At 71.9% G+C, this 13,559-nt stretch carries 5 protein-coding genes; all 5 read left to right on the forward strand.

Annotation, left to right across the window (positions count from 1 at the left end; translation table 11 throughout):
- Nucleotides 1-223 precede the first annotated feature (223 nt).
- From IPN03_23585 to IPN03_23605, 5 genes are read left to right on the forward strand one after another with little or no spacing between them, the layout of a single operon-like run.
- Entirely contained in the window at nucleotides 224-2,845 is a 2,622-nt protein-coding gene (locus IPN03_23585; protein MBK9376615.1) for a protein kinase, read from the forward strand.
- Nucleotides 2,842-5,556, forward strand: coding sequence for a protein kinase (locus IPN03_23590; protein MBK9376616.1), 2,715 nt, complete (start codon nucleotides 2,842-2,844; stop codon nucleotides 5,554-5,556). Before IPN03_23585 ends, IPN03_23590 begins: the two co-directional genes overlap by 4 nt.
- On the forward strand, nucleotides 5,553-8,273 hold the full coding sequence (locus IPN03_23595) for a protein kinase (GenBank protein MBK9376617.1): 2,721 nt from the start codon (nucleotides 5,553-5,555) through the stop codon (nucleotides 8,271-8,273). The genes IPN03_23590 and IPN03_23595 overlap by 4 nt, the downstream gene beginning before the upstream one ends.
- Entirely contained in the window at nucleotides 8,270-10,996 is a 2,727-nt protein-coding gene (locus IPN03_23600) for a serine/threonine-protein kinase (protein MBK9376618.1), read from the forward strand. Before IPN03_23595 ends, IPN03_23600 begins: the two co-directional genes overlap by 4 nt.
- Nucleotides 10,993-13,557, forward strand: a complete 2,565-nt coding sequence (locus IPN03_23605; protein MBK9376619.1) for a serine/threonine-protein kinase — start codon at nucleotides 10,993-10,995, stop codon at nucleotides 13,555-13,557. Before IPN03_23600 ends, IPN03_23605 begins: the two co-directional genes overlap by 4 nt.
- Nucleotides 13,558-13,559 lie beyond the last annotated feature (2 nt).

Consider the following 13,559-nt stretch of genomic DNA (forward strand, 5'->3'; position numbering starts at 1 on the left):
GGTACCCTGATAGATGTGAAAGTTTGCCCAGCCGCTGCGCCGGGCGTCCTCCCCCCCCCTATAATTCAGGCGCGCCAGGAATTGTGCCGATGCACCTCAACACCGGGCCAGGATCTGGCCCCACCGCTCATCGTCTACCGCTTTTCGCGGATGAGACAACCTCTCGGCTGGCGGCGAGCCGGTTGGATGTGCGCCGAAGGCAAGCCCCCTGCCGGTGCGCACGATGACGATCGCTCCCGGCTCCCGCCTCGGACCTTACGAGATCACCGGCAAGCTCGGCGAGGGCGGCATGGGCGAGGTCTTTCGCGCCACCGACTCGAAGCTGAGGCGCGAGGTTGCGATCAAGGTCCTGCCGGAGGCGTTCACGGAGGACAAGGACCGCCTCGCGCGCTTCGAGCGCGAGGCGCAGCTCCTCGCCCAGCTCCACCACCCGAACATCGCCTCCATCTTCGGCCTCGAGGAGTCGGACGGCGTCCGCGCCCTGGTCATGGAGCTCGTCGAGGGACCGACGCTGGCCGAGAGGCTCACGGCGGGACCCCTGGCGCTCGAGGAGTGTCTCTCCATTGCCCGGCAGATCGCCGAGGCGCTCGAAGAGGCCCACTCGAAGGGGATCGTCCACCGCGACCTCAAGCCCCAGAACGTCAAGGCCCCCGTGGACGGCAAGGTCAAGGTCCTCGACTTCGGCCTCGCCAAGGCGATGGACCCGCCGGGCGCCTCGTCCGCCGCCGACCTCGCGCGCTCCCCCACCATCATGAACTCGCCCACGATGACGGCCGCGCACGGCACGCAGCTCGGCGTCATCCTCGGCACGGCCGCGTACATGTCGCCCGAGCAGGCCCGCGGCGGCGCCGTCGACAAGCGCGCCGACATCTGGGCCTTCGGCGTCGTCCTCTTCGAGATGCTCTCCGGCCGCTCGCTCTTCGCGGCGGACACGGTGAGCGACACGCTCGCCGGCGTCCTGAAGACCGAGGTCGACTTCGGCGCCCTCCCCGCGGCCACGCCCCCGGCGCTCCGCCAGCTCCTCCGCCGCTGCCTCGAGCGCAGCCCGAAGAACCGCCTCCACGACATCGCCGACGCGCGGCTCGTCCTCGACGACCTCCTCGCCGGGCGGAGGGACGACGCCGGGGCCGCCGCGGCTCCGGGCGTGCCCGTCCGCCGATGGAAGGCCGTCGCGCTCTGGTCCCTCGCCGCGCTCCTGGCCGGCCTCGTGCTCGGGCGGCTCCTGCCGGCGTCGAGCGGCTCCGGGGCCGGCGAGAGCCCGATCAGCTTCGAGCGCCTCACCTACCGCCGGGGCCACTTCGTCAACGCGCGCTTTGCCCCGGACGGTCAGACGGCCTTCCTGGCCGCCGCCTGGGAAGGGAAGCCCCAGGAGATCATCCAGGTGCGTCCCGGCGGGGGCGAGCTGCCGATCGGACTCGGCGGGACCGAGATCCTCTCCGTGTCCCGCTCGGGAGAGCTCGCGCTCCTCCTGCCGCGCATCGAGTCGGGAAACCGCTACGTGCGGGTCGGCACGCTCGCCGTCGTCTCCGCGAGCGGCGGGACGCCCCGGGAGCTCGCCGAGAACGTCGTGGCGGCGGACTGGGCTCCCGACGGGAAGAGCCTCGCCGTGCAGCGGTTCGTCGACGGGCGCGAACGCCTCGAGTTCCCGCTCGGGACCATCTTCTACTCGGGTCCGGGACGCATCTACGGACCCCGGGTCTCGCCGACGGGCGACGCCGTGGCCTTCTTCGAAAGCGAAGCCTCGGGGCCGATCTCCGTCGTCCTCGTCGACCGTTCCGGCGCGCGTCGCGTCCTCTCGGACGGCTGGGGCGACTGGTGGAACCTCGCCTTCTCGCCCGACGGACGCGAAGTCTGGTTCGGCGGGGCGCGAGCCGGGTCGGCCGCCAGCCTCTACGCCGTCGACCGCGAGGGAAAGCTGCGCGTCCTCCTCACCGCCCCGGGCACGCTCGAGGTGCACGACGTGGCGCCCGACCGCCGGGTCCTGGTGGCCCAGGTCGACTCCCGCGCCTTCGTCTTCGGCAGGGGCAGGGGCGAGACCGTCGACCGGGACCTCTCCTGGCTGGAGTCCTCGTCCGCGACGGCCCTCTCGGCCGACGGCCGGCAGGTCCTGCTCGCGGTCGATTCGGAGCTCGAGTCGGGCGGCCCGGCCGCGTTTCTGAGGTCGACGGACGGATCGGCCGCGGTGCGCCTCGGCAGCGGTCACCCGCAGGAGCTCTCGCGGGACGGGAAGTGGGCCCTCGCGGTCCGGGGTGGAACGGTCGTCGCCATTCCCACCGCGGCCGGCGAGGAGAAGGTCCTCGCAACCGCGTTTTCCACGCTCTCCGCCGCACGGTGGATGCCGGACGGGGTCCGCGTCCTCGTCGTGGCGCGGGTGAAGGACGGCAAGAGCCTCGCGAGCGTGATGGCTTTCGACGGGAACCCACCGCGGACCGTGTCTGAGGACTTCGAGCTGCGCGAGGGGAGTCAACGGAACCGCTCGCTCTCGCCGGTCTCCGCGGACGGACGCTTCGTCGCGGCGGCCGTGGCCCGTGGCCGGGTCGAGGTCCTGGCGCTCGAGGACGGCTCGGTCCGTCCCGTGCCGGGCACCGGCGTCAACGACCTGCCGATCCAGTGGACGCCGGACGGGCGCCAGCTCTACCTCCTCGAACTGGGCGCGCTGCCCGGGAAGATCGTCAAGGTCGACGTCGCGACCGGCCGGCGCGACGTCTGGCGGGAGATCCAGCCCGTCGACCGGGTGGGGGTCTCGGGCATCGGAATGGCCCTCGCCACGCCCGACGGCTCGGCCTGGGCCTATTCCTACCCGCAGTTCCGCTCCAGCCTCTACCTCGTGAAAGGCCTCAGATGACGACCGTCACCTCCGGCTCCCGCCTCGGCTCCTACGAGATCACCGGCAAGCTCGGCGAGGGCGGCATGGGCGAGGTCTGGCGCGCGACCGACTCGAAGCTGAAGCGCGACGTCGCCATCAAGGTCCTGCCGGCCGAGTTCACCGACGACCGGGAACGCCTCGCCCGTTTCGAGCGCGAGGCCCAGCTTCTCGCCCAGCTCCACCACCCCAACATCGCCTCGATCTTCGGCCTCGAGGAGTCGGACGGAATCCGCGCCCTCGTCATGGAGCTCGTCGAAGGGCCCACCCTGGCCGAGCGGATGAAGACGGGCCACCTGCTGCTCGAGGAGAGCCTCTCCATCGCCCGGCAGATCGCCGAGGCGCTCGAGGAGGCCCACGAGAAGGGAATCGTCCACCGCGACCTCAAACCCCAGAACGTCAAGGCTCCCGTAGAAGGCAAGGTCAAGGTCCTCGACTTCGGCCTGGCCAAGGCGATGGACCCGCCGGGCTCCTCGTCTGCTGCCGACCTGGGCCGCTCGCCGACGCTCATGAACTCGCCGACGATGACGGCGGCGGGTACCCAGCTCGGGGTCATCCTCGGCACCGCGGCCTACATGTCGCCCGAGCAGGCCCGCGGCGGCGCCGTCGACAAGCGCGCCGACATCTGGGCCTTCGGCGTCGTCCTCTTCGAGATGCTCTCCGGCCGCTCGCTCTTCGCCGCGGAGACCGTCAGCGACACGCTCGCCGGTGTCCTGAAGACCGAGGTCGACTTCAACGCCCTCCCCTCAGCGACTCCCGGGGGCCTCAGGCAGCTCCTCCGCCGCTGTCTCGAGCGCAGCCCGAAGAACCGCCTCCACGACATCGCCGACGCGCGGATCCTGATCGACGAGTTGATCGCGGGTCGACCCGGCGACGACACGCATCCGTCTGCTCCCGCGACGGCGCGAGGCTCCATGAGGTCGACCGCGGCCTGGGTCACCGCCCTCGTCGTCGTCGGTGGAGCGGCTGCGCTCGCGGGGGGGCTGGCGGGCCGCAGCGGCTCGCCGCCGGCCGAGCAACTGCGGCTCTCGGTCGCGCTCCCGCCGAGCCAGGAGCTCCTGATCGGGGCGAACGCGCTCCTGGCCTTCTCGCCCGACGGGCGAAGCCTCGTCTTCTCCGGCCGGGCGAACGGCCGGCAGAGCCTCTTCCGTCGCGCTCTCGATGGCCGCGAATCGGTGCCGATTCCCGGCACCGACGGCGCCGACTCCGCCTTCTTCTCCCCCGATGGGCGCTGGATCGGCTACGTCGCGGGGAGCGAGCTGATGAAGGTCGCCGCCGAGGGAGGGCGGCCGTTCCGTCTCGCCGAGCAGCAGGGTGCCGGCGGCTGCACCTGGCTCCGCGACGGCACGATCGTCTACGCCCCGAGCTACTCCGACGGGCTCTTCCGCATCTCGGCCGAGGGCGGAACCCCGAAGCGCCTGACGACGCCCGACAGCGCGGGGGGAGAGCTCGGGCACTGGTGGCCCGACCCCCTTCCCGGAGGACGCCAGGTCGTCTTCACCGCTTTCCGCACCCCGGTGGACAAGTCGAGGATCGGCATCCTCGACCTCGAGACGGGGAAGGTGACCTGGGTCGTCGAGGGCGGGTTCTTCGGCCGTTACGTGTCGACAGGTCATCTCCTCTACGCCCGCGGACAGAGGCTCTACGCGCTCCCGTTCGACGCGAAGAGCGCGACCGCGAAGGGCGCCGCGGTGGCCGTGCTCGACGACCTCCTCGTGTCCCAGACGAGCGGGTACGGCATGTTCGCCGTCTCCAGCCGCGGGATGCTCGCCTACGTCACGGAGTCCCTCGGAAACCCGCTCCGGGAGCTCGTCTGGCTCGACCGGACGGGCCGGGCGACGCCGGCCGCAGGGGAGCGCCGCCGCTACCTCTCGGTCAGCCTCTCGCCCGACGACCGGCAGGCCGCGCTCACGATCCAGGGCGAGAGCCGCGACCTATGGACCTATTCGTTCGAGAGGGGCACCCTCTCGCGCCTCACGAGCGGAGAGGGGACGGAGTTCGACCCCCTCTGGTCCCGCGATGGCCGCGAGCTCTTCTACGTCGTCGACCGGCCGCCGTTCGAGCTCCACAGGATCGCGGTCGGCGCACCCGACACCGGCAGGCCGATCTGGGACGAGCGCTCGAAGGTCGACACGACCGGGATCTCGGTCTCCCCCGACGGCCTCACGCTCGCGTTCGAGCTCGCCGAAGAGCAGGCGGGCCGCAACCTCTACTCGCGCCCGATCGACGGCTCGGCGCCGGCGCGCCCGATCCGGGTCACCCGCAACAACGAGGCGAACGTCTCGTTCTCGCCCGACGGTCGATGGGTCGTCTACCAGTCGAACGAGACCGGGCGGCCCGAGATCTACGCCCAGCCGTATCCGGATCCCGGGGACCGGGTCCAGGTCTCGTCCGACGGCGGCACGGACCCGCTCTGGGCGAGGAACGGCGAGATCTTCTACCTGCACGACGACCAGATGCGGGTCGTCTCCGTCCGCCGGACGGGCCAGGTCGAGTTCGACGCGGCGCGCTCTCTCTTCTCCTTCCCCGTTCTCCCCGGCTCGATCCACGACTCGCAGACGTTCGACGTCACCCGCGACGGCTCCCGCATCCTGTCGGTGACGATCCCGGACGCGAACCGGCCCCGGCAGCTGGAGGTCGTCACCGACTGGACGCGCGAGCTCGAACGCCTCGCCCCGGGAGGCGGCCAATGACGCTCGCTCCCGGTTCCCGACTCGGCGCGTACGAGATCACCGGCCCCCTCGGCGAGGGGGGCATGGGAGTCGTCTACCGGGCGACGGACTCGAAGCTGAAGCGCGAGGTCGCCATCAAGGTCCTGCCCCATGCGTTCGCCGCCGACGCCGAGCGCCTCGCGCGCTTCGAGCGCGAGGCGCAGCTCCTCGCCCAGCTCCAGCACCCGAGCATCGCGTCGATCTACGGTCTCGAGGAGTCGAACGGCGTCCGCGCCCTCGTGATGGAGCTCGTGGAAGGCGAAGACCTTGCCGAGCGGCTGAAGCGCGGGCCGCTCCCCCTCGACGAGGGCCTCGCCGTCGCCCGGCAGATCGCCGAGGCGCTGGAGGCCGCACACGAAAAGGGGATCGTCCACCGCGACCTCAAGCCCGCGAACGTGAAGCTCACGCCCGATTGCAAGGTCAAGGTCCTCGACTTCGGCCTTGCCAAGGCGCTCGACCCGGCCCCGGCCTCCGGAAGTCCCCGGCAGTCGCCGACGCTCATGAACTCCCCCACGCTGACCGCGGCCGGGACCGCGCTGGGCGTCATTCTCGGCACGGCCGCTTACATGGCCCCCGAGCAGGCAAAGGGACAGGCCGTGGACCGCCGCGCCGACATCTGGGCCTTCGGCGTCGTCCTCTGGGAGTGCCTCTCCGGAAAGGCCCTCTTCGCGGCCGACTCCGTCGCCGAGACCATCGGAAACGTCATGACGCGCGAGCCGGACGCCGCACTCCTTCCGCGCGAGACTCCCGCCGCGGTGCGAGAGCTCCTCGGCCGCTGCCTCGTGCGCGACCCGCGCCACCGCCTTCAGGCGATCGGCGACGCGCGCATCGCGCTCGAGGAGCTCGCAGCCGGACCGAGACGCGAGGCCGTCGCCGGTCCGGCCGCGCCTCGCGGCGCGGTCTACGCGAGATACGCGCTCGGGGCCGCGATCGGCGCGTCGCTCGCGATCGGAGCGTTCGCCCTGGCCGGCCGGTTCCGAGCCGAGAGCCACGCCCCGGGTGCCGGGGCCGGCCGGGAGTCCCGCCGAACCGAGATCGTCGGCCTCTCCGTCGTCGACTTCTCGAGCGTCGCCATCTCCCCCGACGGTTCCGAGGTCGTCGGCTACGACGTCACGCCGTCCCAGTCCCGCCTGCTCCGGCGCTCGCTCGACAGCTTCGACATTCGGCCGATTCCGGGAACCGAGTCCGGCTACAACCCGTTCTTCTCGCCCGACGGTCAGTCGATCGGCTTCTTTGGCGACCAGAATCTCTGCGTCGTCCGCCTCGACGGTTCGGCCCGCCGGTCCCTTGCCGAGGCCGGGGGGTTCGCCGCCGGCAGCTGGGGACGCGACGGGTCGATCGTCTTCTCGAGCCAGCCGCCGGCCGGCGGAGCGGCCGCCGGCCTCTGGCGGGTTCCCAGCGCGGGAGGCGAGCCCGTCCGCTTGACCACCGTCGACGCGGCGCAGGGGGAACGCCAGCACGTCTACCCGCAGGTCCTTCCGGACGGGAGGAACGTCCTCTACAGCATCGTCGGCGAGGTCCAGAGCTCCGTCGCTCTCGTGCCGCTCGCGGGCGGCGCGTCGCGCCCCCTCCTCTCCAGCGCGACCCGCGCCCGCTACGTCCCCTCGGGACACCTCGTCTACTGGGACGAGTCGCGGGGCCGCCTGAGCGCGGTCCCCTTCGACCTCGATCGTCTCGCCGCCTCCGGGCGTCCTGCCGAACTGGGACTCGACCTCGCCACCACCGGGGACGCCATCGTGTCGTACGACGTCTCCGAAGAGGGCACCCTCGTCTATTCGCGCACCGGCCAGTTCGGGGACGACTTCACGGTCGAGCGGACGGATCGCAACGGGAGGGGGACGCCGCTGCTCGCGGAACGGGCCTCCTGGGCCCAGCCACGGGTCTCCCCGGACGGAAAGACCCTGCTCATCAGGCGCTCGGCGCAACCCGACTGCACCCTGTGGCGTCTCGACCTCGAGCGCGGGTCCCTCTCCCGGCTCGGTGTCGAGGGAGATGCCCACAACCCGCTCTGGATGCCTGACGGGGAGCGGATCCTCGTCAGCCTGACGGCCGCCATGGGCGTGGGAAGCCGGCAGGTCGTCGAGATGCGCGTGGACGGCGCCGGCTCGCCGACCCCTCTGCAGAAGACCGGCTTCGCGGCGAACGCCGAAGCCGTTTCGCCCGACGGGCGCTTCGTCGCCCTGACCCGCGACGGCCGGCGCGAGCGCAACGACATCTTCGTTCACGACCGCCAGAGCGGCGAGACGAAGCCCTTCCTCGACACCGGGTTCGACGAAGACCATCCGGCCATCTCGCCGGACGGGACGCTCATCGCCTACGCGGCCAACGACTCCGGACGCCGGGAGGTCTACGTCCGTCCTTTCGGCGCGCCGGGGGCGAAGTACGCGGTCTCCAACAGCGGCGGGACCGGCCCGGTCTGGTCACGCGACGGGCGCGAGCTGTTCTACGCCGAGGGGAGCAAGCTGATGAGCGTCGCCGTGGAACGTTCGCCCCGCTTCGCCGCGAGCGTTCCACGGCTGCTGTTCGAGAACGCCGACTTCGTCTGGGAGCGGGTGCGCAACTACGACGTCCTGTCCGACGGCAGCGGCTTCGTCTTCGTGCGCCGCGGCCAGGCGACACCCTCGACCCGTTCGCTGCGCGTCGTCTCCAACTGGTTCACCGAGCTCGAGCGGCTCGCGCCGAAAGGAGCCCGGCCGTGACGCTCGGCCTCGGTTCCCGCCTCGGCCCTTACGAGATCACCGCCCCCCTCGGCGAGGGCGGCATGGGGGTCGTCTACCGGGCGACCGACTCGAAGCTGAAGCGCGAGGTCGCGATCAAGGTCCTCCCCGAGGCGTTCGCCGCCGACGCCGAGCGCCTCGCCCGCTTCGAGCGCGAGGCGCAGCTCCTCGCCCAGCTCCAGCACCCCAACATCGCCTCGATCTACGGCCTCGAGGAGTCGAACGGCGTCCGCGCCCTCGTCATGGAGCTCGTCGAGGGCGAAGACCTCGCCGAGCGGCTGAAGCGCGGGCCGCTCCCCCTCGACGAGGCCCTGTCCGTCGCCCGGCAGATCGCCGAGGCCCTCGAGGCCGCGCACGAGAGGGGAATCGTTCACCGCGACCTCAAGCCCGCCAACGTCAAGGTCACGCCGGACGGCAAGGTCAAGGTCCTCGACTTCGGCCTCGCAAAGGCGATGGATCCGCCGCCGGGGTCCGCCTCCGCGGCCGACCTCGCCCGGTCGCCCACGCTCATGAACTCGCCGACGATGACTGCAGTGCGCGGCACGCAGGTCGGCGTCATCCTCGGCACCGCGGCCTACATGTCGCCCGAGCAGGCACGAGGCGGTGCGGTCGACAAGCGCGCCGACATCTGGGCCCTCGGCGTCGTCCTTCACGAGATGCTCACGGGCCGGTCGCTCTTCGCGGCCGACACGGTCAGCGACACGCTGGCCGGAGTCCTCAAGAACGAGATCGACTTTGCGGCCCTCCCCGCCGGCATCCCCGCCGCGCTCCGCCATCTCCTCCGCCGCTGCCTCGAGCGCAGCCTGAGAAACCGCCTGCACGATGTGGCCGACGCGAGGATCGTCCTCGACGACCTCCTGGCGGGCCGGGTGGAACCTGGAGAGGAGCCGGCCGGGAAGGCAGACGCGGCCGCCCAGCGAAGCAGGAGCTGGCCGTCCCCGTGGGCGGTGCTCGGCGCGGGCTTCGTTCTCGGCGTTCTCGGGGCCACGCTCCTCGGGCATACCGTTTTCGCGCCAGCACCGGTCGAACCGCCGACGCTGGTCTCCCTCACCTACAGCGGAAAGGACACCGGCCCTTCTGCGTCCCCCGACGGCAAGACGATCGCCTTCACGTCGTCGCGCGACGGCCGCTCGCGCATCTGGCTGAAGCAGCTCGCTACCGGCGAAGAGGTGGCGCTCACGGCGGGCCCGTCCGATTCGACGCCCCGGTTCTCGCCCGACGGGAGCACGCTGATCTTCTTGCGCGGGTCGGCGGCACCGTACGGGCTCTTTCGCGTCCCGACGGTCGGCGGTGAGCCACGCCGGATCGCCGACGGCCTCGCGAGCGAGCCGTCCTGGGCTCCCGACGGCCGTCGCATCGCAATCACCCGGGCCTCAGTCCCGTCCGGCGTTCCCGACACTCTCCTCACCGTGTCGGCCGACGGCGACGACGAGCGGAAGGTGACCCTGCTGACCGACGCCGTTCTCCTCGACGTGCGGTGGTCTCCCGACGGCCTTTCGATCGGCGCCTTGACGAACCTGCGCACGAACTTCGCGGCCCAGCAGTCGATCGTCGCGTTCGACGCCGCGAGCGGGAAACGCCAGCTGCTCTACCAGCCCGCCCCGGGCACCCTCTTCGGCGGCTGGGCGTGGACCGGCGCGGGCGACCTCGTCGTCTCCGAGGCCACGACGCAGTCCGGGCGCGGCGGCAGCCGGCTGCGGCTCGTGCCGCGAAACGGCGCGCCGCCCGAGACGCTGCTGTCGCTCCAGAAGCCGCCGGGCCGGCTCGACGTCGCCGGACCTGGCCGCGTCGTCATCGAACAGCGCTCCCCGATCCAGAACTTCGCGGAATGGCCTCTCGACCCGAATGGGGCGACGGGCGCGAGCGGCACGCCCCCGCGCTGGTGGACGAGGGGTGCCAGCGTCGACCGGCAGCCGGTCTTCTCACCGGACGGCACGCGGCTGGCGTTCAACTCCGATCGGGGCGGCAACCTCGACATCTGGGAGCTCGAGCTTTCGACCGGCGCCGTGCGCCGCCTGACGGTCGCTGCCGGCGACGACTGGGATCCCGCCTACACCCGCGACGGCCAGCACGTCCTGTGGAGCTCCAATCGCAGCGGCAGTTTCGAGGTCTGGATCGCCGAGAACGACGGCGGCCGTGCACGCCGCGTCACCGACGACGGGGTCGACGCGGAGAATCCCACCGCGACGCTCGACGGGGCCTGGATCGTCTACGTATCGGCGAACCCCGCGAAGAGCGGAATCTGGAAGATCCGGCCCGACGGTACCGAAGCGCAGCTCGTCGTGGCCGGGACCCTGGCCGTGCCCGAGCTCTCCCCGGACGGTCTCTGGTTTTCCTACATCGACACCGGGAACAACCTCCTCCGTGTCGTGGCGCTCTCGGACGGCTCCGACGTCGCCACGATCGGGCTGCCGCCGGTCCCGCTCGGTCTCCTGACGCTCGGGCGCAGCCGCTGGATCCCGGGATCCTCGACCCTCGTCTGGGTCGATTACGATTCCGAGTCCGGGGCGACGCGCCTCGTCTCCCAGGAGATCGTGCCCGGCCGCGACACGAACGCCACACGGCGAACGCTCCTCGTGGGCTCACCCGACTCGGTCCTCGAGTCGTTCGGCATCTCGCCCGACCGGACGCGACTCCTGGTTTCAGTCGACCAGAGCCGGTCGGATCTCCTGCTCGTCGACGGGCTCCGCGGGGTGGCCCGTTGATCGGCGCACGGCTCGGCGTGTACGAGATCACTGCCCCGCTCGGCGAGGGCGGGATGGGAGTCGTCTACCGCGCAACCGATTCGAAGCTGAAGCGCGAGGTCGCGATCAAGGTCCTGCCCGAGGCGTTCGCCGCCGACGCCGAGCGCCTCGCGCGCTTCGAGCGCGAGGCGCAGCTCCTCGCCCAGCTCCAGCACCCCAACATCGCCTCGATCTACGGCCTCGAGGAATCCGGCGGCGTGCGCGCTCTCGTGATGGAGCTCGTCGAGGGCGAAGACCTCGCCGAGCGGCTGAAGCGCGGACCGCTCCCTCTCGACGAGGCCCTCGCCGTCGCCCGCCAGATCGCCGAGGCCCTCGAGGCCGCGCACGAGAAGGGGATCGTCCACCGCGACCTCAAGCCCGCCAACGTCAAGCTCACGCCGGACGGCAAGGTCAAGGTCCTCGACTTCGGCCTCGCCAAGGCGATGGACGCGCCGGGCACCTCGTCGTCCGTCGACCTCGAGCACTCGCCCACGATGATGAACTCGCCCACGATGACGGCCGCCGGGAGCCGGGTCGGCGTCATCCTCGGCACCGCGTCGTACATGTCGCCCGAGCAGGCGCGTGGCAAGGCCGTCGACAGGCGCGCCGACATCTGGGCCTTCGGCGTCGTCCTCTGGGAGATGCTCGCAGGCCGGCGGCTCTTCGACGGCGAGACGGTGAGCGACGTGCTCGCCGCCGTCCTCACCCGCGAGCCGAACCTCGGCGCGCTGCCGGCGTCGACCCCGCCCGCCGTCCGCCAGCTCGTGCGGCGCTGCCTCGACCGTGACCCGATACGCCGCCTTCGGGACATCGGCGAGGCGCGCGTCCTCCTCGAGAATCCCGGCTCCGTCGAGCCGGAGCCGCGCACGACGCGCCGTCCGTGGCCGCGATGGGCGGTCGCGGCGCTGGCCGCGGTTCTCGTCGGCGCCGGCACCGTCGGCGGCGTCCTCGCGGGCCGACGAAGCCCCGCCGCCGCGAACGAAGACCTGCGCATGTCGCCGCTGACCTACCGTCGCGGCACGGTCCTCCGTGCCCGCTTCGCTCCCGACGGGCAGACCGTCGTCTACGGCGCGGCCTGGGACGGGGAGCCGGTGGGCGTCTACAGCGTGCGGCTCGACACCCGCGAGTCCCGGTCGATGGACGTGCCCGGCGCCGACGTCCTGGCCGTTTCCTCGGCGGGCGAGCTCGCCCTCGCGCTCGGGAACCGTTTCACGATCGGGTGGGAGAGCACGTCGACGCTCGCCCGCATGCCGCTTGGCGGCGGGGCCCCGCGCGAGGTCCTCGAGCGAGTCCAGGACGCCGACTGGTCTCCGGATGGACAGAGCCTGGCCGTCGTGCGCGAGGTCGGGCCTCTCCGGCGCCTCGAGTACCCGATCGGGAAGACCCTCCACGAGACGGGGGGCTGGATCTCCAGCGCGCGCGTCGGGCGCGACGGGAAGAGCGTCGCGTTCCTCGACCACCGCGCCCGCGGCGACAACACCGCCTCGGTGAAGGTCGTCGGACCGGACGGTGTGGTCCGGATCGTCTCCGCCTCGGCGGCCAACGGCCTCTCCTGGTCCGCTTCCGGTGAGGAGCTGTTCTTCCCGGGCGGAAACGGCCTCCGGGCCGCGAGCCTGTCCGGCCGGTCCCGCGTCCTCTTCCGCTCGCTCGGGGGAACGCACCTCAAGGACGTCTCGGCGGCCGGCCTCGTCCTCGTGACCCGCACGACGCAGCAGCGCGAGATCGTGGGGCGACCGCCCGGCGAGACCCGCGATCGCAACCTCTCGTGGCTCGACTGGTCCTTCCCCACCGCTCTCTCGGACGACGGCCGGCTCGTCCTCTTCGAGGAGCAGAACCTGGGGGCGGAGTACGGGCTCTTCCTGAGGCGGACCGACGGCGGCGCGCCCGTTCGCCTCGGGGACGGGCGTGCCCTCGCGTTGTCGCCCGACGGCAGGTGGGTCCTGACGACCCGGACCGCCGACGGCGAGCGCGAGCTCCTCCTCCTCCCGACGGGGGCTGGCGAAACGCGCCGCCTGGGCCGCCCCGCGATCGTCGCCTCCGCGGCCTCGTTCCTCCCGGGGGGCGAGCGCCTGGTTCTCTCCGGCAGCGTCGAGAGTGGAGGCGCGAGGCTCTACACCTTCGACCTGGCGACCGCGAAGCTCGCCCCGATCAGCCCCGAGGGGATCACCGCCTACTTCTGCGCGATCGCGTCGCCGGACGGACGCTTCGCGTTCGCGTCGAGCCCCGCGGGGAAGCTGACGCTCTACCCCGTCGGCGAGGGCGAGCCTCTCGTCGTTCCGGGAACGTCCTCTGACGACGTCCCGATCCGCTGGACGGAAGACGGGAAGGCGATCTTCGTCCGGAGCGAATCGGGCGTCCCCGCGAAAGTCGAACGGGTCGACGTGACGACCGGCGAACGCCAGCCGTGGCTCGAGCTCGTCCCCCCCGACCCCGCCGGCGTCCAGGGAATCGGCCCCATCCACCTGAGCGCGGACGGCCGGTCGTACGTCTACTCCTACCGCCGCAAGCTCGACCAGCTGTACGTCGTGAAGGGACTGCGTTGACC

The sequence above is a fragment of the Holophagales bacterium genome (assembly GCA_016719485.1).
Lineage (GTDB): Bacteria > Acidobacteriota > Thermoanaerobaculia > UBA5066 > UBA5066 > UBA5066.